Annotated in this window: 12 protein-coding genes and 2 pseudogenes; 6 read left to right on the top strand and 8 right to left on the bottom strand. The window is 69.7% G+C overall.

Annotated features, from left to right (window positions below; genetic code table 11):
- Nucleotides 1–36 precede the first annotated feature (36 nt).
- The 4 genes and pseudogenes from WN71_RS20365 to WN71_RS43470 all read left to right on the top strand — a co-directional run.
- A pseudogene (locus WN71_RS20365) lies at nt 37–375 on the top strand (dihydrofolate reductase family protein); the annotation flags it as partial.
- Between the two features lie 942 nt (nt 376–1317).
- Complete coding sequence (locus WN71_RS20360; protein ID WP_240529701.1) at nt 1318–2433, top strand: hypothetical protein; 1116 nt, start codon at nt 1318–1320, stop codon at nt 2431–2433.
- Between the two features lie 22 nt (nt 2434–2455).
- Nucleotides 2456–2587, top strand: a complete 132-nt coding sequence (locus WN71_RS43250; protein WP_276208120.1) for a hypothetical protein — start codon at nt 2456–2458, stop codon at nt 2585–2587.
- Nucleotides 2588–2654: 67 nt separating this feature from the next.
- Nucleotides 2655–2980, top strand: a pseudogene (locus tag WN71_RS43470) (transposase); the annotation flags it as partial.
- A 154-nt stretch (nt 2981–3134) separates the two neighbouring features.
- Here the strand turns inward: WN71_RS43470 and WN71_RS20355 are convergent.
- From WN71_RS20355 to WN71_RS20340, 4 genes are all read right to left on the bottom strand, one after another.
- Entirely contained in the window at nt 3135–5390 is a 2256-nt protein-coding gene (locus WN71_RS20355) for a tetratricopeptide repeat protein (protein WP_079177977.1), read from the bottom strand.
- A 215-nt stretch (nt 5391–5605) separates the two neighbouring features.
- On the bottom strand, nt 5606–8887 hold the full coding sequence (locus tag WN71_RS20350) for a hypothetical protein (protein ID WP_143074852.1): 3282 nt from the start codon (nt 8885–8887) through the stop codon (nt 5606–5608).
- On the bottom strand, nt 8884–9312 hold the full coding sequence (locus WN71_RS20345; protein ID WP_046581943.1) for a hypothetical protein: 429 nt from the start codon (nt 9310–9312) through the stop codon (nt 8884–8886). The genes WN71_RS20350 and WN71_RS20345 overlap by 4 nt, the downstream gene beginning before the upstream one ends.
- Before the next feature lie 253 nt (nt 9313–9565).
- Nucleotides 9566–10051, bottom strand: a complete 486-nt coding sequence (locus tag WN71_RS20340; protein ID WP_046581942.1) for a hypothetical protein — start codon at nt 10049–10051, stop codon at nt 9566–9568.
- Between the two features lie 315 nt (nt 10052–10366).
- On the opposite strand from WN71_RS20340, the gene pepN reads away from it, so the two are divergent.
- A complete protein-coding gene (gene pepN, locus WN71_RS20335) occupies nt 10367–12799 on the top strand; it encodes an aminopeptidase N (protein WP_046581941.1) in 2433 nt (810 codons plus the stop codon).
- Between the two features lie 283 nt (nt 12800–13082).
- Here pepN and WN71_RS43350 read toward each other — a convergent pair whose 3' ends face one another.
- From WN71_RS43350 to WN71_RS20320, 4 genes are all read right to left on the bottom strand, one after another.
- Nucleotides 13083–13532, bottom strand: a complete 450-nt coding sequence (locus WN71_RS43350; RefSeq protein WP_338058690.1) for a GNAT family N-acetyltransferase — start codon at nt 13530–13532, stop codon at nt 13083–13085.
- Between the two features lie 412 nt (nt 13533–13944).
- The gene (locus tag WN71_RS20330; protein ID WP_143074851.1) at nt 13945–15189 is read right to left on the bottom strand and encodes a hypothetical protein; all 1245 of its coding nucleotides are present in this window, start codon (nt 15187–15189) and stop codon (nt 13945–13947) included.
- A 221-nt stretch (nt 15190–15410) separates the two neighbouring features.
- Complete coding sequence (locus tag WN71_RS20325) at nt 15411–16031, bottom strand: TetR/AcrR family transcriptional regulator (protein WP_046581939.1); 621 nt, start codon at nt 16029–16031, stop codon at nt 15411–15413.
- Between the two features lie 245 nt (nt 16032–16276).
- Nucleotides 16277–18097, bottom strand: coding sequence for an AMP-dependent synthetase/ligase (locus WN71_RS20320; protein ID WP_046581938.1), 1821 nt, complete (start codon nt 18095–18097; stop codon nt 16277–16279).
- Between the two features lie 730 nt (nt 18098–18827).
- On the opposite strand from WN71_RS20320, the gene WN71_RS20315 reads away from it, so the two are divergent.
- Nucleotides 18828–20051 carry an oxygenase MpaB family protein gene (locus WN71_RS20315; protein ID WP_046581936.1) on the top strand — a complete coding sequence of 408 codons (1224 nt, stop codon included), beginning with the start codon at nt 18828–18830 and terminating at the stop codon, nt 20049–20051.
- The last annotated feature ends 160 nt before the right edge of the window (nt 20052–20211 follow it).

Genomic DNA, 20211 nt, shown 5'->3' with positions numbered 1-20211 from the left:
ATCCCGGTGGGCAAGGTGGTCATGTACAGCTCTGTGTCGGCGGTCGACCACGTGGTCGTCGTGACACACCGGCCAGAGCCCGAGGGCTGGGACCCCCAGGCGCCGTTTCACTTCGTCGACGGCGTCGAGGCAGCCATGGCCAAGGCGCAGGAGCTGGCGGGCGACCGCATCGTCGAGGTTGCCGCCGGCGACGTCGGTGGCCAGGTCCTTGACGCGGGCCTGATCGACGAGGTACGCATGGACGTCGTACCCGTCGTGTTCGGCTCCGGCAAGCGCTACTTCGGGTCGGTCCACACGCAGCATCTCTTCGAGGATCCTGACGAGGTGGTCCAGGGCGACCGGGTGCTTCACCTGCGCTATCGGGTGCGCCGTTGACCGCTTCGAGAGGGTACGCCGAGAAGTCCCCTGCGAACGATGACACATGATCGGGCCTCCGGCTGGCCGCGAGGTCGCGCAGCACGTTCAGCCGCTGCCGGTCGTCTGCGTACTGCGCAGCTACCGCCACCAGCGACTGCGCAGCCGAAACCTGCGCCTGCGCACGACCAGGACGGTCTGCGGCGCGGATTGCGCACCCCGGCCACCGGTTCGGGCAGGTCGACGGTCGGGTCGGGGCGATGCGCAGCCGGGCCTGCGCACTGTCTGCACGGTCGTTGCTGCTGCGCAGCCGCGCTTGCGCGAACAGCTGCGCACGCCTGTGTGTTCCGTGTGTGGAGGCGGCCGTTGTGCGCAGTGGTGAAGACGTGCGGGGGACGGTGTCGGCGACGGGCGCTAGCACCGGAGGCAACCGGGCACCCGACCGGAAGGCTGACCATGGGGACCCGACCACGGTCACGATCGCGGCACGAAGCCCGTGGTCACACTGACCACGCCCTGACCGGATGTCCGACCACAGGGACGGATCCCGGCTGGCACTGGGCGTCGGCCCGCGCGTCGTGCGAGGGGCGGCTGGACATCCGGTGTGCAGGGGCATCAAGCCGCTTGCTGCGGCACCGACCACCGGCTACGCCGCTTCGGCCTGCGCCGACGCTGCGCAGTGCCCAGGTTCGGCAGTGGTGGGCTGCGCACGCATGCACTCGGTCCGGTGTCTGCTGCTCAGCCAGGCCGCACAGTGCCTCGCCGGGCCGGGACTGCGCACTGGTTCTGAGTCGATTGCGCAGCACGGGGCCGCGTCCCGCACGGCGTCAGTGTTCGGCGAAACCACACGCTTCACCCCGCTCAGGCGGCCGGTCACCGGATCGAGATGACCAAGAGTCCGGAAGGTGCCCTTCCGTGATGCTGAGCTGCGAGGATGGCGCGATGGTGAGGTTGAGAAGGCACGTGTTCACAGTCGCCACGGCGGTCGTGAGCGTCCTGTCCCTGGCGTTGACCGCGTGTGCGCAGAGCGACTCCGGGGTCGGCAGCGGTGACCGCGAGGCGGCGTACAAGCGCGTCATCAAGGACCCGCACCCGAGTCCTGACGCAGTCATCGAGGCGGCCGGCGCACCGGCCGGGGTGGCGCGGGCGGGCGACGGCTCCCTGCTGCTGTCGTACAACGCGCGCTACATCGGGGATGACGAGGGCCCGGCGGCCGCCGCCTGGCGGATCGTCTCGCCGGCCGGCCGCACGGTCGCGCAGCAGGCGTGGCACGCGAATGTGGAGGATCAGCCGGACCAGTACATCGGCGTGCGCGACGGCTTCGTCCGCTGGCACCGCAGCAGCCGGGGCGCGGAGAGCGCGTACGCGCTCGACGTACGCGGCAAGCGGCACAAGGTCACCGCGTCGGACCGCGCGCTGAGCACCCACCCCGACGACATCGTCCTCCACGAGGGGATGCCGGCTCGCTTCTACCGCCCCGCCAACCGCACCATGGCGGCCCCGGCCGGCGCACCGGAATACGTGGACTTCGCGCTGGACGAGCGCGGCTCGGTCTGGTTCGTGGACCGGTCGCGGATGCCCAACCGCGTCGTGCAGCAACGCGACGGCCGCACCCTCACCTCCATGCCGATGCCCAAGCCGTACACCAACGGCGGCGCCGTCACCGCGGCGGGCGGCACGACGGCGTTGGCCTTGCTCCTCGGCGGCCCCAACGGCACGGTCCGAGGCCTGATGGTGACCGCGGACGACGGCGCTCACTGGCGCAGTCTCACCGGGAACGGCATCCCCTGGCAGGACCTCAAGCTCGAATCGGTGTCCCTGGTGCTGCGGGCGCTGCCGGACGGGCGGCTGCTCGTCGGCGAGAAGGGGGGCCGCTGCTGGCTCGCCGACGACCGCTCGAACCGGGCCTTCCACCAGCTCAAGACCCCGGTGCCGTTCACCTCGTTCACCGCCCAGGGCAAGACGCTGTACGGCATCGCGGACGCGACGAAGCCGACGTACGACCTCGTGAAGGGCGAGGGGCTGTACGCCTCGGACGACGGCGGGCGCACGTGGCGGCGGCAGGGGAAGCGCGGCTGACTTGTCGGGGGGCGTTGGCCCGATGATGGCCGAAGGACGCATCGTCGAGACGGGCACCTACCATGAGCTGCTGTCCCGGCCCCAGAGTCTCTTCGCCGAACTCCATCACATGCAAGACGGCGCTGACGTGCACGGCTGTCCCACCGAGGAGTGACCTGCCCTACCTCTCAGGTTCCAGTTGTGGTGGCTGACTGACAGTCCTTCACGGAACGCCGGCGGTTCTGTCTCGTCCCTGTCCTCCGGAGTTCCGGGTGTGTGCCATCGCGCTGGTCCGCGCCGGCAAGCGGGCCACACATACGGTGGTGGAGCTCGGCGTCCATCCCGTCACGTTGTCGAAGTGGTTGCGGCAGGACGACATCGACAACGGGCGGCGACCGGCAACGCCGTCGAGTGAGTCTGCTGAGTTGCGGGCCGCTCGCTGACGGATCCAAGAGCTGGAAACCGAGCTGGCGATCGTCCGGCAGACGGCGAAGTTCCTCGGCGAGGACCAGCCGGTCCCGAAAGCCTCTACCCGGTGATCGATCGACTCGTCTGTGCCCGGGCTCCGGTGGTGTCCACCGTGCCCGTCTTTCGGTGAGAGCCTGCGGCTGGCCCGCGTGTGGTCGTCCGGGTTTCTGCGTGACGGACCGCCGCCGAGCTGGCAGCGTCGAACGCCACACGTCCGGCGGCGAGTTGATCCGTCGGTCGTGTGCGTGGCGGTCCTACACCGGTTCGTCCGGCGGCGCGGCGAGGAGGGCGAGTGCTGTGCCGGTCTGGCGGGTGTTGGGATGGTCGGGGCCGAGCAGGCGTTCGCGTGCTTCGAGGACCGCCTGGAATTCCTTGCGGGCTTGCGCCTGGCGTCCTTGGGCGGCGAGTGTCGCCGCGAGGTTGTGGCGTGTGGTGAGGGTGTCCGGGTGTTCGTCGCCCAGGACACGTGTCTCGGCGGAGAGCACGTCGCGGTACTCGGCCTCGGCCTGGTCGAATCGTCCTTGTTCGGCCAGCACGCGTGCGAGGTTGCCGTGGGTGACGAGGCTTTCGAGGTGGTCCTCGCCCAGGGCGCGGCGTTCGGTGGCGAGGATGTCGCGGTATTCGGCCTCGGCTTCGTCGAGTTTGCGGGACACGAAGTACATCGACGCCAGATTGCTGCGGGTTATGAGCGTGTCGAGGTTCTGTTCGCCGAGCGTGAGGCGTTGTGCGGCGAGTACATTGCGGAACTCTTCCTCCGCCTCTTCGTAGCGGCCCTGTTCGCGGTAGACGCGGGCGAGTTGGTTGCGGGTGACCAGTGTCTTGGCGTGTTCTTCGCCGAGGACCCGGCGTCGTACGGCGAGTACGTCGCGGTATTCGGTCTCGGCCGCTTCGAGCATCCCGCGGTCGCGCAGGGTGTAGGCGAGATTGTGCCGCGTGCTCAGCGTGTCGGGGTGGTCCTCGCCGATCACGAGGCGCTGGACGTCGAGGACGGCGCGGTATTCGGTCTCCGCGCGCTCGTACATGCCCAGCGCGCCGAAGTAGTCGGCGGAGCCCTGGGCGGCTCTGGAGAGCTCCCGGGCCGTCTCGCGGTCGATGTCGACGCTGGTCGCCAGCAGCTCCAGCAGGCTGCTGGCGTGCGGCGCCAGGAACTGCCAGGCCGGCCACGCGGCCGGCTCGTCGGGATCCAGGGCGTCGGTGACCTTGTGCATGCTCGCCCCCAGGACGTCCAGGTACTCCGGCCTGCGCGCCACGACTTGGGGATGCTCGCGGTTCGTGGCGCGCACCAGGGCGTGCAGACTGAGCGTATAGGCGAGAGGGTTGTCGGGGTTGGGGTCGGGACGCGTGGTCATGTCGATCAGCGCGAGATCGGCGAGGCTCGTCAGCGCCCGGTGCAGTTGCTCGAAGGTGATGGGGCCGACCTCGGGGGAGTCCGAGAGGATTGCCGGATCGAGGAGCAGCACGAACGGGATCGGCGCGTCGGCCAGGTGGGCGAGGAGCCTGAGCAGGGGACGGGGCTGGTCCTTGCCCTGCGCGTGCAGGAGATCCAGGGACAACTCCCAGGTACGCGTGATCAGTTCCTGCTGGGTGCGGTCCTCGTACTGACCCGGCGGCGTGGTGTCGAGCAGGGTGAAGCGGGAGCGCAACGTCCGCTGGTAGGCGGCAAAACTGCGCACGGGGCTGGTTCCGGGCCAGGGCGGCTGGGTGACCGACTCGCGCAGATACGCGCCCGCCAGGCGCAGCGCCAGGGGAAGCCCTTGCAGGTCGGTGGCGAGTGCCTGGGCGTCCGACTCGCTTCCCGCGGTGGCGCCGACCAGGTCGAGCAGCACCTGGGCCCCGTCCTCGGGGGAGAGCTGGTCGACCAGGCGCAGTTCGGCCCAGGTCCCCCACAGGCGCGGATCCCTGCTGCGCCGGGTGACCAGGAGCGTGCCCCGGGCGGAACGGGGATGCCGGATCCAGCCCGTCCCGCCGGCCACGCGTCCGTGCGCGGGGGCCAGCAGCTGGGAGTCGTCCGCGTTGTCCACGACGAGCAGCCAGTGGTCGGTGCGGGCGTCCAGCAGGCTCCACACCAGATCCGATGCGCTGGCCTGTCCGGACCAGGCAAGTTGTATCTGCTCGATGTCCGCTCCGAGGGCGAGCGCCAGCTGGCGCATGCCCGAGCTGAGCGTGTCGGCGCCGGCGGCGGACACCCACCACACGGGCATCGATGTCTGCGCCCGGCGGGCCACTTCGAGCGCCACGGTCGTCTTGCCGCTACCGCCGATCCCGTGCAGTACGTGGACGCGGGGGTGGGGGTGGGGTCGTAGGACCGCGTCGGTCAGTTCGTCCAGCAGTGAGGCGCGACCGCGGATCACCCGGGGAAGCTGGCCGTACGGCGCAACGATGCTCTCCATCCCCGGCTGGTGTCCCAGCGAGGGGGCGGAGGAGATCAGCTGGATGATGTCACCGGCCGCCTGGTTCACGATCGATCCGTGCGTGGCGGCCGCCCACTGTCTGGGAATTTCCCCCGCCATCAACTTTCCTTCCCCGAAAGGATGTTGCGATGTGCTTTCAGCCAGGAAAGCACAACAAGGTTCGCTGGGTCAGCAAATGTCTCTGGGCCGGGTCGACGGTGAACGCCTGCGGGAGCGGCTGAACTTCGGCAGGAGTGGCTGAACGCCTCCCGAAGTGTCCGACGTCTGCCGGAGGGGAGTTGCTGAACGTCTGCTGGAGCAGGTCGCGCCTCGGATCAAGGGGCCGGGGGCCTTTGGAACCAGGGCGGGATCTTCTGGCCGGTGAGCTTTCGGTACTCCCGTTGGACGGCTCGCGGGGCGCCGGCATGAGCAGCGCGCATCAGATCGCTGACCCAGACCCCTATCGGATGCTCGTGTTCCTTGAGGTGCGGCGCCATCCCCAGCGCGAAGAGCAGTGGGACGATGGCTTCGGTGAACCGGCTGCCCTTGGTCAGGATGTGCCCCAGGATCGCGGCGTTGCGTACATAGCCGACGAGATGGGCGTCGGGGTCCCGTTCGTGGAGTTCCGCGAACAGGTCGAACGACTCCCGGCTGTGGTCCAGCGCCTCTGTCTGCCGCCCCGCGTCCGCGAGTCTCGACGCGTGATTGCCGACCGCGGCCGCCAGGTCCGGCAGATTGGCGTCGCGGTCGTCCCGTACGCGTGTCCGTGCGATCTCGATGGTCTCCGCGGAATGGACGAGGGCCTCGTCGAGCCGTCCCGCCTCCTCCAGCAACTTCGCGTGCAGGGCGGCGGCGATGGGCAGGTCGACGGTGTCGGCCGGTCCTCCCCTCAGCGTGCGAGCGGCGGACGTGGCTTCCTGCGCGTACGCGAGCGCTTCATCGAGACCCCCGGCCTCTCTGAGCCGCGACGCGTGGGAGAGCAGCGCCCGGACCAGGTCCGCGAGGCTGTGCGGCTCGCGATCGCGCCGGGCGTTCTCCCGGTGCAGGACGACCACCTCCTCGGAGCAGACGAGTGCCTCCTGCGCAGCTCCGGCCTCCTCCAGCAGTACGGCGAGGAGCGAGACCACCAGGACGAGCGCTGGCAGGTGCGTGTGGCGGTCGTGGTCGGCCAGCACCCGGCGGACCGCGACCGCCTCCCCGGCCGCTTCGGCCGCCTCCACCGCACTACCCGTCTCCGACAGCCACACCGCGTGCGCCGCCAGCCCCTGCGCGAGATCCGGCAGGTGGACGTCCGGGTCCAGGCGCGCCAACTCCTGCAGCACTTCCACCGATTCAGCCGAGTGCACCAGGGTATCGAGCGGGCTCCCGGCATGCTCCAGCAGCCTGGCGTGGTCGTTCAGCGCCACGGGAAGGTCGGGCAGAAACTCACTACGGTCGAGACGGACGAGGTCGCGCAGTGCGGCCAGGGCCAGTTCCGAGTAGGTGAGGGCATCGGCGACGAGGCCCGTGGCCACCAGCAGCCCCGCGTGGACCGACACCGCTGAGAACAACTCCCGCGTGTGCCCGATGTGGAGGCTGCCGACCCGCTGGGTGGCGAGCTCGCGCAGCATCTCGACGGCGCTCTCGGACCAGCCGACCGCCTCCTCGTGGCGTCCGGCGTCCGCCAGCCAGGTCGCGTGGTTGCGCGTCGCGAGCGCCAGATCAAAGAGGTGCAGGGCCCGGTCCTGCGCCGCGAGAATCGACAGCCAGAGCATCGCGCCGTTGGAACGGGCCAGCGCGTCCTCGATGCGTCCGACCTGGGCCAGGCGTACGGCGTAGTTGCCTTCGGCGTACGCGAAGTCGAGCAGGTGCGCCGACGGGGCGCGGGGCGCCAGCGCGTGGAAGGCCATGAAGGCTTCCTCGGCGAGCACGAGGGCCCGTTCGTGCCGTCCGACGTCGGCGAGACGGTTGGACAGGTCCGCACGGATCCGCGCGCCTTCCGCGTCGTCGGCCGCGGCCAGGCGGCGGTCGAGCAGCCGGTCGGCGATCGCTGCGGCCGCGGGGGCCCACTCGCTTCGCCCCTCGGGCAGGAGCGCGTCGATCGCCTCCAGCACGTCGAGGTCGACATGGGGGAGCGCGGCGAGTGTGACAACGGCGGCTCCGCCGGCCAGCACGGCGAACTCGGGCCTGGCGCGCAGCAGCGGATGGAGCTGCGTGTCGGCCAAGTGGGGCCAGCGGGCGGAGGCTTCGACGAGGGTGAGCAGTCCGCGGCGGGTCCACACCGGGACGTCGGCCGCAGAGCCGGCCTCGACCGCGGGAGCGAACAGCCGCGCGGGTGCGTCGTCGGCCCACGGGTCCGCGGCGAATGGGTGGTGATGCCCGTGGGTCAGCAGCGCGAGGTAGTCCTCGCCGAGACGGTCCGGATACAGGGGCTCCAGTACGGTGCCCGGCCCACCCACCGTTCCTGCCGGCGAGGCGGCGGGATAGCAGCGGGCATGGTCCTTTACCATCGCCCCCGGTGACTGCAAGCTCTCGATGCCCGCCTGGACGACGGCCTGCTTCGCGTCGCCGTAGCCGAGCGGGCCGGTGAGGGTGGCCACGTAGACCAGCTGACCCATGCCGTCCACGGTCACGGCGAGAGGGTCCTCGCGTCGGTGACGCAGCGAGACCCAGTGATCGCGCTCCCGGTTCAGGAGGAACGCCGACACCTCGGCGGGGTCGGTCGGCGGGGCGACGCCATGGCGGGTCGCGAGCACCGTGGCGAGGGCGGCCATGTGCACGGCGAGGACCAGCCGATACTCCTCGCGGACCCCGAGGCCGGCAGGGACATGGGCCGTTCCGGGCACGGGCACGTCCAGCAGCTCGGCGAACCGGCTCTGGGCGGCGCAGAAGAGCCCCTCCCGGTTCACGGCCGGATCGTCCTCCAGCGGCAGGAGCTCGAACCGCTCCGCGCGGACACCGAAGTCGCGCTCGACACGGTAGGCGACGTTCTGCCACCACACCCCGCTCGGCCTGGCCAGCAGCAGGACGCGTACCCGGACACCCCGCTGCGCGCCCACGGACGTGTCCCCGAGCAACGTCAGCAGATCCTCGGTGTCCCAGCGCTCCGCGTAGTCCACCACCACCAGCACACCGGCGGCCCTTTCGAAGTCCGACGCAACGTCGAACGCCGGCGGCGCCTGCCGGTCCCTGTGGTGGAACGCCCCCAGGACGATCCAGCCCTCGGCACGCCACTCCTGCGCGATCTTCATCGCGAGGCGCGTCTTTCCCTGCCCGCCCGGCCCGTGGAGGAGATTGACCCGCAGAAGGCCGGGCGCGTCACGCCACCGCCGGGCCCGCTGCCGCTCCGCCGTACGGCCGGTGAAGTCGACGACCGCGCCGCTCGCCTGCAACAGGGCGCTCGGCCGCACCCCGCCCGCGTCGAGCGACCCGTCGAGCGGCCCGCCGGACGGCGCGCCGCTCCGGGACGCAGTGACCGGCCACGTCGAGAGGCGGTAGGGCTCACCGCCCGCGTACACCACCTGGTCGCCCGCGGCCTGGAAGATCCGGGCGAACCCGGAAGCGACGGCACGCTGTTCCACCCGTCTCGCGGGGGTCGGCTCCTCCGGGCGGGGCCAGCGCCTACGTGCTCGGCTCACGACTCGCTCCGGTAGATCGTTATGTTCCCGCCGGCCTGGTTCACCGAACTGCTCCCCGAGGCGACGGTCGACTGGCTGATGTTTCCGCGGCCTTTCGGGGACTCGGCCCTGTGCCGGTCCAACTCGTCCACCAGACGTCGTAGTTGTTCAGCGAATCCGGCGTCGTTCTCGGCGTGCTCGGCCACCGCGTCGCTCACCCTGCGCAACGTCCGCTCCCGGACCTCTCCATCGCCGTTCGCCGTTTCCGCGACCAGCGTCTCCAGCGCCGTATCGCCCGACAACTGCCGGGTCACCAACTCGTGGATGGCGTCCATACCGGTGTCGAGGACCTGATCGACCTCCGCGTCGGCCCGCCCCGCCACTCGGCGCAGTTTGCGCACCAGGTACCCGACCGCGGCCCCCGCCAACAGCTCAATGCCCGTCACCGAACCTCCCCCGGATCGACATCCGATGCCCCCCGGCATCGCTGTACACGCCCGTAACAGTGGATGCCCATTTCCGGCGCGGAGTATCTGCGTCCGGAGTTACGCAGGGATGGATGATTCCGGCGTCGTTCCCTGCTGTTGTTCCCCGCGCGCGGGGATGGTGCCCCGCAGATCGCGTCGAGGGGGCACCGGCACCGCACTTGCTTCAGGTGCAGGGTGAGGTAGCGGTGTTCATGCCGATAGGGGCTTTTTGTCAGCGTGCGTGTATGTAGGCTGAGCCCGCGATGTGGAGCGCTGTGTGGGCGGCGCGGCATCGTTCCCTGGCGGCTTCCAGGGCTGTTTCCACTTCGTGTGAGAATCGGCCGTCGGTTGCCTGGCCCAGGGCTATGTCGGGCAGATCTGTGGCTGTCCGCCACGCGGTCTCAATAGCGCCGAGCAGTGCAGGCTCGGAGACGACGAGCAGTCCGACTCGGTCACGCGCGACCGTTGCCGCGCTGCGGGTGGTGGCCCGAGCGGTGCGCTCGTGCGCTGACTCGGGGGCGCCGGCGCGTTGAGATTCGACGAACAGCCAGTGCACTTCCCGGTGGCGGACGATTGCCTCCAACAGATCAGCGACAGCGCGCGTCACCTCTTGGCGGTGTGCCTGGTCGCGGGCCTGCCGATCGCTTGACCGTTGGGCGTATCCGGCCAGTGCCACGCCGGCGAGGGTGCCGAGGACAGCGACGATCGTGGACCACATGCGCAACTCCTGGATGGGTGGGGCGAGATCCGCGGTGGTACGGGTTGTTGCGCAGGGCGGTCAGTAGTGTGACAGGCGATCAGTTATTTGGGGGAGGAGACCGTCGCTTTCGACCAGTTGTTGACGGGGAGGGTGTTGCTTCAGCCTCCTCCCGAGGCTTCGGGGTTGTCTCCTGCCGGATGACGATCACTCAGGACCAGCTGCTCTGTTCCCCGCGCCCGCGGGGGTGGTTCCGAAGTTTCTGTGGGTGGTGCCGCAGCCTTCTGCTGGGCGGGTGGTTCGCCGGGAATGATCGACTTTTCGTGAGGGGTGGGGATGAGCGTCAGGAGTCTGTCCCGGACTGAGGCCGAGGGGCGGGCGAGTCTGCTGCTGGTCGAGCGGTATGACGTTGCCGTGGACCTTTCGGATCTGCTGGCCGGCTCGCGGGTCCGGTGCGTGTCGACGGTCACCTTTGCGTGTCGCCGGCCCGGGGCCGAGACCTTTGTCGATTGTGCGGCGACGGTAGAGAGCGCCACGCTCAACGGGGTCGTGTTGCGGCCGGCCGCTGAGGACCGGATCGCGCTGAGCGGTCTTGCCGAGCGCAACGTCCTCACGGTGGTCTCGGTGACGGAGTGCTCGGCCGATGGCCAGGGCGTGCACAAGGCGGTCGATCCCGCCGACGGTGAGGCCTACGTGTTCACCGACTTCAGTCCCGACTGCGCCCGGTATGTGTTGGCCTGCTTCGATCAGCCGGATCTCAAGGCGGAGTGGGCGTTCACGGTGACCGCTCCTTGCGGCTGGCGGGTGTTGAGCAACAGCGGTGACCCGCAGGTCGAAGACCGCGGCTCGGTGCGACGCTGGACCTTCCCGCCGACGCCGCCGCTGGCGGCGTACAACACGGTGATCAATGCGGGCCCGTACTACGAAGTGCGTCGCACCGGAGCTGGTCATGATCTCGGGCTCTTCTGCCGGCAGTCGCTGGCTTCGATCCTGGATCGGGACGCCGAGGAGCTGTTCACCCTGACCACCCAGGGGCTCGAGTTCTTCGCCGGCAAGTTCGGCATGCCGTTTCCGCAGCACAAGTACGACCAGGTCTTCACGCCCGAGTTCCCTGGCGCGCTGGAGAACTTCGGCTGTGTCACCTGGATGGACTGGTTCCTGCGCAGGACCACCCCGACCAGGGCGGAGTGGGACATCTTCTCGCGGTACCTGTTGCACGAGCTCGCGCACATGTGGTTCGGCAACATCGTCACGATGCGCTGGTGGGACGACCTGTGGCTGAACGAGGCGTTCGCGGAGTTCGCGAGCAACTGGGCCGCGGTGAGCGTGACGTCGTACACCGATGCCTGGACGGCACATCTGGCCGGCGAGAAACTCAAGGCCTATTTCATGGACCAGGGACCCACGACGCACCCGATCCGCCAGCAGGTCCGCGACGTCTCCGAGGCCGCGGCGACGTTCGACGCCATCACTTACCCCAAGGGCGCGTCCGTGCTGCGGCAGTTGATGACGTACGTCGGTGAGGCACAGTTCTCCGCGGGTCTGAGCAGCTACTTCGCCACGCATGCCTGGGGCAGCACCACGCTGCAGGATCTGATCGACGCCGTCGCCGACGCCAGCGGACGTGACCTGGACCAGTGGCGCACGGGATGGCTGGAAACAGCGGGCACCGACCGGCTCACTCTCGACCGCGACGCAGACGGGTTCACCCTGGTCGCGCAGGGTCCGGGGGGCCGGCCGCGCCCGCACGTGCTTGCCGTCGGCGCCTATAAGGGTTGCGGGGATCATCTTGAGCGGACGGCACTCGTCGCAGTCGAGGTGGCGGGCGAACGGACCCGGCTCGACCTGCCCGCAGGAGCCGACCTGTATCTGGTCAACGATGAGGACCTGACCTTCGCCTCGACGAGACCTGACGCCGCGACCAGGGACGCGTTCTTCCGCAACGCCGCCCGCCTGCCCACCGCGACCGCGCGAGGTGTCGCCGTCACCACGGCCTGGGACATGCTGATCAACGGCGAGGCGACAGCCGCCGAAGCCGTGCAGTGCCTGACCGCAGTGCTGGCCGTCGAGACGTCCGCGTCGGTGATCGAGCCGTATCTCAACCTGGCTCTCGAGGCCGCGGATCTATGGAGCCCGGCCTCGGATCGGGACGAGTTGCTGGGAGCAGTGGCTGCGGCGTGCCGCAGCCTCTCCGGCATCGGCGCCTACCGCAAAGCGGCATTGCGTGGCTACGCCCGCACCGCCACCGACGTGGAGGAGGTGGCTTGGCTCCAGGACGAGGCCGGGCAGGACATCGATCTCCAGTGGCGAGCACTGGTGCGCAAGGCTCAGCTCGGAAGCGAGACCGCGGCCGAGGCTCAGGCCCTGCTCGATCGCGACCCGGATCCCGATGCGTGGGTCAGCAGGCTCCAGGTCAGCGCTGCGACTCCGGACGCGGCCGAGAAGAAGGCGGTGTGGCAGACGCTGGTGACGGACCGCGCGGTGCCCATCGCTTCGGTCCACTCGGTTGCGGCACTGTTCTGGAGCGCCGGCCAGGACGACGTGCTGAGGCCCTATGCGCAGGCCTACCTCGATCTCGTGCCAACCATCCACCACGGTGGAACCGTGCCGGCGAGGACCTACACCAAATGGCTCTTCCCGCTGTTCGGTATCGACCTGACCTTCGTGGGACGAGCGGAGGGCCTTGCGGCAGAGGCTGTCCCGGTCGTCCGCACGAACCTCCTGGACCAGGCCGACCGGATGCGCCGGATACTGCGCTCCCGCAGCTGAAGTCCTTCCAGCCCGGCACACGGTTCGATCTGCAATTCATCGATGCTGGTGGCAAGTCATGTCACCATCGGTGATTTGTGACGCTCTGTAGGTGTGTTCCTGCTGCTGAGGGGCGAGGTCGTCTTCACTCAGGAGCACCTGCTGACGCTTCGACGCGTGAGGTCGTGGGGGCCGTGCTCGACATCGCTTTCGAGCCACGAGATGACGGGACGATCCGGCTCCCGCGCGGCACGTCGGACGACGGGCGGGTTGAGCAAGCGCGCGCCCGACCCAGGTGAGTTCATCACCGGGTCCGGTCCGCCGGGGCACTGTCCCATCGCCACCCATTCACGGCTAGGGCGTTTGGACCATCGGATCGTTGGTCTGGCTGTGTCGTTGACTGATGCGCAGTGGGCGGGGATCGAGCCGTTGCTGCCGGACCGGACGCCGGTGCCGGGCTCAGCTCCACCTCGCGGTCGAGGATCGCGTGCGGGACGGAGTCCCGCCACCGGCCGGCCTTCAGCACATGCTCACGATTCGTGCCTTGCTCGGTCACTCCCGTCGTCTCCATGGTCCGCGCCGAAGCCGTGTTCAGTGGCGACATCGCACCCCACACCCGATGCAGGCCGAGATCGTCGAAGGCGACGGCCAAGAGCAAGACCACCGTTGCCCGGCCGTAGCCAACCCCCCGTCTGTCAGGGCGAGGAGCGAATCCCACGGTTGCGCCGCGCTGTTGGTGGGGATCGAGGGCCAGGCGCGGCCGACGGGTACATGCCGCGGACCCTACCCGCGAAGCAGAGCAGATCTGGCGACGGGGACACCCCGATCCGTGCGCAGCTCCCGCGTGACCACCGCGGTGCGCGCCGGCCCCTGCCCAAGGGCGACCGGGCCCAACCTGACGCAGTCGGCTACGACTTCGTCTCCCAGCAGCCGGTGCCGGGGCCTCTCCGTGCCAGGCGACGCGGCATGGAGGTGATCAATGCCCGGTTCAGGTGGGCTTCGGCGTGTGGAGGCAGACGCTCGTAGTCCGCCAGTTGCGGTGGGTGTTCGTGATCCAGCCGTTGGACCATTCGGCCTTCCAGCATCGGGGCAGCACGACAAATCCCCTGATGCCCTTGGGGCGGAGGACGGGCCGCAAGGTCAACGTGGCGCAGACTCGGGAGGCGTCACAGCTTCTGGACGACTGCTGGGAGCCATGCGATGACTGCGGGCACCAGCAGGTACCCGGTGATCGCGGTGATGGCCTTGCGCGTTCCGACGGGCAGCACCGACACGGACCACACCTGGGCTATCGCCGCGTCACGGTCGTTCGGAGGCATGTCGGTCACGGACAGCGAAGCGACGTACTTCTTCTTCGCGTCCAGGGCCGAGTGGTAGCCGATGGAGGAGGGATAGATGATCACTAGGGCGTCCACCACCATCACCACCACCACTGCGAAGAGCGTCCACGGTGCCGCGGGCAGCCATACCACGAACAGGACCAGCAGCCCGGTCAGGTGAGCGACGGCGGAACCGTAGGTCCACAGCATGAACTGCCTGAGGGTGCGCAGTCCTTGGAAGCCGTCACTGTCGTAGGCCATGTTCGGTGTGACGCCGAAGCCGAGTTCGGAGGAGCGTTTCAGGTAGATGGTGAAGACGACGCCCATCACCAGCTGCTTTGCCAGGAAGTAGAAGGCGTACGCGCCCGCCACGCACAGTGCCATCGCCAGTTCGGGGTGGGTGTACCGGTTGGCCCACCAGCCGTCGTACACCTCGGACCGCCAGACCGCGTCCGGGAGCGTCGTCGAGTTCCAGCTCTCCAGGAGACCGTGGTCGTTGACGAAGACGTACAGCAGGGCGGTGCCGACCGCCACGGTAGCCATGATGACCGCCGAAAAGTCCCTGCGACCGAGCGCCGCAAACGCCCTGTTGGTTCTGGCGGTCAGCCGATTGAGCTGTTCGATCCGGCGTCCTGAAAGCTGAGAGGCACCACCGTTGCGCTCATTCATCGGTACGAAGTCGGAGATCGCCCGTACCTGCTGGCAGTAGAACATCGGCGTGACGAAGACGACGGCCAGGATGATCAGGCCGGCAGGATCCTGAAGCAGCGAGAGGCTGACCGCGCTCGGTTCGGCGTTCACGGAGAAGAGGTAGCTGAGGGCCGACCGTGCGCCGTCGGCAGTCGGCGACACCAGCACTCCACCGGCGTCCGCCAGACCCAGCAGCGCCACCGAGGAACACAGGCTGATCAACAGAAACCTGGTCTTGGGGGTCCAGGGCGTGTAGCACAGACGGACCAGCAGGCGTGCCGCACGCCGCAGGGGACGCGGGAGCCGGCGAAGCACGCACATCGCACCGCGGATCCCGAGAGGCTCCCACGCGCGGAAGATCGCTCCGGTCAACTGTGGCTGCAGGACGTCGAGTTGTGCCATGCGGCCCCCCGATCGCAGTATCGCGTCGCACCCTTTATGTCCGGCGTGACCAGCCTTAACCCTCTCTTCAGTCGCAGCCGGGGGCCACCGCCCTGCACAGCGCCGAGACGGAGATTCGGCACGGGGCCGACCATCAATCCCAGGTCCTGTGGAGGTGGGAAGTGACGTACGGGCGGGTTGGAGCCTTTACCGGAGCGGGCACGGCGCTGACCCCCGTCCTCTCAGTCCTCCTGCAGCGCGGGGAACACGGTGTTGAGCAGGTGCAATATCGTGCGGGTGAGGACGACGTGCAGGTCGCTGCGGCTGAGGGTGCCCCGCACCAGCCACTCGCGGGAGGCTGCCTTCAGCATGCTGCTGTGGGCGCGGATGATCGCCCGGAGCTTGACGGCCCCCGAGCCGACGTCGGTCATCATCGCCGCCTCGAGGATCCGGTCGGTGGCGATCTCGTCGGCCTCGAGCATGATGCGGTCGATCTCGGGGTCGTTGCCCAGGGATTCCAGGCCGATCGCCGACAGCCACATGTCCCGGTTGCGTTCCACGACTTCGAGCCAACGGTCGACGCATATCGACAGGCGTTCCTCCGGTGTCGTCGGCGGCAGTCGCTCGGAGACGGAGGCAGGCACGACCATCATCTGCCGTACCACTTCGAGGTAGAGCTGCCGTTTGCCCCCGAAGTAGTGGTTGATCAGCGCGCGGGCCACTCCGGCCTCGGCCGCGATGTCGGACGTGGACACCGAGGCGTAGCTGTTCGCGCCGAAGAGCCGGCGGGCGACACTGAGGATCTCGGCGCGCCGTGCGTCCGGCTCCATCCTGCGCCGGGGCGTCTGGCGCTGACCTTCCATGCCGTCATTTCCTCTTCTGCTGAACAGCCGCCGACGGGGGTGCCGGTGACGTACCGCCTGCCGGCGGGTGTTCACGGTACGGTGCGCGTTCACCGTACGGGGCGTTCACCGCACGGTGCGCGCATTCCGAAGTGCCGCACATGGTGGGCGAGTGCGCCCACGCGTCGTACGTCGGCGAAGCCGCGCCCTGGCGGTCGTACACCGGCGAGGGTGCGTCCAGCCGTCGTACACCGGCGAAGGTGCGTCTAGCCGTCGTACATCGACTCGATCGTCGCGGCGTGCCGTTCGGCGATGGCCCTGCGGCGCAGGCTCAGCTTGGGGGTCAGCTCACCGGATTCCGCGGTCCAGGGGCCGGCCAGGACCCGGTACAGCTTGACCTGCTCCGCTCTGGAGAGCACCGCGTTGGTCTCCTCGACGGCGGTGTCCAGGGTGGCCAGCACCTTCGGGTGGCGGGCCAGTTCGTCGAGGCTGGTGGCGTCGATGCCGTTGCTGCGCGCCCACAGCGGTGCGGCCTCCTCGTCGAGGACGAGGAGCGCGGTGACGTAGCGGCGCCGGTCGCCGACCGCGACGGCGTAGGCGATCAGAGGGTGGGCGCGCAGCCGGGACTCGATCTTCGCCGGGGCGATGTTCTTTCCGCCGGCGGTGATGATCATCTCCTTCTTGCGGTCGGTGACGGTGACGATGCCGCGCGAGTCGACCGTGCCGACGTCGCCGGTCGCCAGCCAGCCCTCGGCGTCCGTGGCGGGCTCCACCCGGCCGTCGGCCTGGAGGTACCCGGCGAAGACGACCGGGCCGCGGATCAGGAGCTCGCCGTCCTGTGCCTCCTTGACCTCGATACCGGGGCCGGGCCGCCCGACCGAGCCCAGGGCGAACGCCTGCGGTGTGCTGACCGTGGCGGCACCGGTCGTCTCGCTCAGCCCCCACACCTCGTAGACCGGCAGACCCACGCTTGCGAGGAACTCCAGCACACCGGTGGGGATGGGCGCCGCGCCGCTGAAGGCGCGCTGGCATCCGTCGAGGCCGACGGTGGCGCGCAGCGGCTCCAGCACCTGCCGGTCCGACGCGTCGAGTTCGCGGACCGTTTCGGCCGGGACCTCGGCGCCTTCGGAGCGCAGGCGGTACACCGCCAGGGCGGTCTGCTGGGCCCGCGCGACCTCCGCCGCCCGGTCCGCCGGGAGCGCCGTGATCTGCGACAGCAGGCCCGCGGCGAGCTTCTCCCAGACGCGGGGGACGCCGAAGAAGCTCTGCGGGCGCACGGCGAGCAGTGTGGGCAGCAACTGGCCGGCGTCCGGGCAGAGGGTGACGTGTCCGGCGGTGTACACGGGCAGGTAGATCCCGAGGACCCGTTCGGCGACATGGCCCATCGGCAGGTAGGCGACCGTCGCCGGATGGTCGGGGAGGGGGAAGAGCCGGTCCTGCATGGCGCACTCGTGGATCACGTTGCGGTGGGTGAGCACCACTCCCTTGGGGTCGCCGGTGGTGCCCGAGGTGTACACCAGGGCCAGCGGCTGGTCGGGGACGACGGCGTCGGTGAGCGCCTCGAACGCGGCGGCGTCCGGCGGCAGCGCGTTGCGTACGGCCGCGTAGGCGACGATGCGGGGGTCGTCCGCCGGGGCGGTGGTGTCCGGGTCGAGGACGACGACGCGCACGTGGGGCAGCTGGTCGAGCACCGGCCGCCAGCGGCTCCACGGCTCCCCGGCCTCGACGACGACCACGCGGGCGTCGCTGTGCCGGGCCAGCGCGCCGATCTGCTCGGTGCTCAGCGTGTCGTACGTGCTGCACGGCAGGGCGCCGAGGTGGGCGACGGCCAGGTCCGTGACCCAGTGCTCGGCCCGCCGGGACATGGCGACGAGGACCCGGTCCCCGCGGCGCACGCCGAGCGCGGCCAGGCCGCGGGTCAGGGCCGCGACCTCGGCGCGCAGTTGCGCCCAGTTCAGGGTGCCCGCGTGCGGGCCGGGGCCGGTGGTCAGTGCGGGCAGCTCGGCGAAGTCCTGCGCGTTGCGGCGCAGCAGCCCTGTGATCGTCAGCCCCTCGACGTACTCGTGCAGCGGCTCAGCTGTGCTCACGTCGGGTTCCCTCTCTCGCGAACCGTGCGCTCTCTCCTCGGGCGGGGCCCACAGTGGCGCCGCTGTTGGCGAAGTGTCAATAGAGAGCGCGGAGTTCGTTCCTTGCGATCATGGAGAAATCCGCCGCACCGCCCCAACTGGAGCGACGCCAAGGCGAGTAGAACTCCGACCAACTATTGACACGAGGCCAACATCTGCCCTTTCCTGTCCTCGCCGGACGCGCGGAGCCGCCCGTTCCCCGGCGGAGCAGGTGGCAAGCGGCGGTGGTCACGAGCGAGGGGTCCCGCGGCGCGGCGGGCTCGGGCATCGTGACCACGCCGATGTCCACCTCGCCCGCCATTCGGTCTGCCCGCTGCTCCTCGCGGGGCCTTTCGGTGAGGAACTGCCGCACCGCGGCGAGCGTTCGGCCGCCGTCGCCCGGCGGGTCGGGTCCCACGGGCTCCTCCTGATTCGGTGCAGACCCTGGCGCTCCGGTGCCGCCTGTGCTCCCCTGGGTGATACAGAGAGCCTCGATCTGTTCCATCGTGTCAACTCGGCCTCAGAGCACATGAGTTGCAGGCGTCGATGAACCCCGAGGCGCAGGTGCCGCAGGGCCGCCCCCAGCGAGGCCCCTCGTGGGCCGACCCTGCACGCGTCATCGGTTCCCCCTCGCGCGTAGTGCGCCCCAACGTGCCCGGTGCGCGTGATCCCGAGCACGATTCAGACAGGACTCACGAAGGAGTTCGGAGCAATGAACGGGTTCAGCAGGCGCAAGGTACTGACGGCAGGAGGGGTCCTCGGGGCCCTCGGAGCACTGAGCCTGGCCACGCCGGCCGGCGCCCGCTCGCTGTGGACGTGGGCGCCGGACGAGTCGGTGGCCGGCACCGGTGCGGGTGTCGACCCGCAGTGGGTGTGGGACGACGAGGCCGACCCCGTCCTCGCGGCCGTGCTCGACCGCGGCGGAATCTCCGCGATCAACGACCAACTGGCCACGTGGACCCGCAACGATCAGGCGCCGCCCGCGGGACTCCCCGCGGATCTGCGGGAGTTCATGGACTCAGCCCGGCAGATGCCGTCCTGGGCGGACGCCGACAAGCTCGACCGGGCCTCCCGGATCAACTCGACGAAGGGCATCTACATCGGAGCGCTCTACGGCCTCGGCAGCGGCCTCATGAGTACCGCCATCCCCCGGGAGTCCCGCGCCGTCTACTACTCCAAGGGCGGTGCGAACATGAAGGACCGCATCGCCAAGACGGCGAAACTCGGTTACGACATCGGAGCCACGGACGCCTACCTGCCGCAGGGTTCGATGATCGTGACCGCGGTGAAGACGCGGATGGTCCACGCCGCGGTACGGCACCTGCTGCCGCAGTCCCCGGCCTGGACCCAGACCAGCGGCGGCCAGCCGACCCCGATCAGCCAGGCCGACATCCTGGTCACCTGGCACAGCCTGGCCACGTTCGTCATGCGCAAGATGAAGGAGTGGGGCGTCCGCGTCAGTGATGCCGACGCCGCGGCGTACCTGCATGTCTGGCAGGTCAGCGCGCACATGCTCGGCGTGCGTGACGAGTACATCCCGGCCAGCTGGGACGCGGCCAACGCCCAGTCCAAGCAGCTCCTCGACCCGGTCCTCGGCTCCACTCCCGAGGGCAAGGCGCTGACCCAGGTCCTCCTCGGCATCGTCGCGGAGATCGACGCCGGCCTCACCCGGGACCTGATCAGCGCCTTCTCCCGGTACACGCTCGGCGACCGGATCGGCGACATGATCGGACTGGCCCAGGAGCCCATCCTCGAACCGCTGATCGCCGCCGCCTGGCCGCTGCTGGTCGCCTTCCGTGAGGGCCTGATCCCGCTGCCCGCCATCCCCGCGATCGCCTGGACCCTGGAGGAGGCCCTGCGTCAGTTCGTCCTCCTGTTCCTCAACGAGGCGCAGCCGATAGCCATCTCGATCCCCGACACGAACCGCCCCGCCTGAGCGCCGCCCCACCAGCCCCGGGCGCGGCAGTCGCGCACGGGTCGCAACCGCTGCCAGGGGCGGCAGGCCGCTCCACCCCGCCCCTGGCGGCATCCATCAGGACCGCGACTTCCCCCCACCGGGCAAGACGTCACAACGGCCGCCGACAGGGCGGCCGTTG

This window comes from Streptomyces mangrovisoli (assembly GCF_000974985.2).
GTDB lineage: Bacteria > Actinomycetota > Actinomycetes > Streptomycetales > Streptomycetaceae > Streptomyces > Streptomyces mangrovisoli.
This window is presented reverse-complemented; position numbering and strand designations above follow the sequence as displayed.

What these genes read in the sequence shown, in the direction of transcription:
- WN71_RS43250 (WP_276208120.1), top strand. Translation starts at nt 2,456, where the DNA reads ATGATGGCCGAAGGACGCATCGTCGAGACGGGCACCTACCATGAGCTG.
- WN71_RS20355 (WP_079177977.1), bottom strand. Translation starts at nt 5,390, where the DNA reads ATGGCGGGGGAAATTCCCAGACAGTGGGCGGCCGCCACGCACGGATCG.
- WN71_RS20340 (WP_046581942.1), bottom strand. Translation starts at nt 10,051, where the DNA reads ATGTGGTCCACGATCGTCGCTGTCCTCGGCACCCTCGCCGGCGTGGCA.
- pepN (WP_046581941.1), top strand. Translation starts at nt 10,367, where the DNA reads ATGAGCGTCAGGAGTCTGTCCCGGACTGAGGCCGAGGGGCGGGCGAGT.
- WN71_RS20330 (WP_143074851.1), bottom strand. Translation starts at nt 15,189, where the DNA reads ATGGCACAACTCGACGTCCTGCAGCCACAGTTGACCGGAGCGATCTTC.
- WN71_RS20325 (WP_046581939.1), bottom strand. Translation starts at nt 16,031, where the DNA reads ATGGAAGGTCAGCGCCAGACGCCCCGGCGCAGGATGGAGCCGGACGCA.
- WN71_RS20315 (WP_046581936.1), top strand. Translation starts at nt 18,828, where the DNA reads ATGAACGGGTTCAGCAGGCGCAAGGTACTGACGGCAGGAGGGGTCCTC.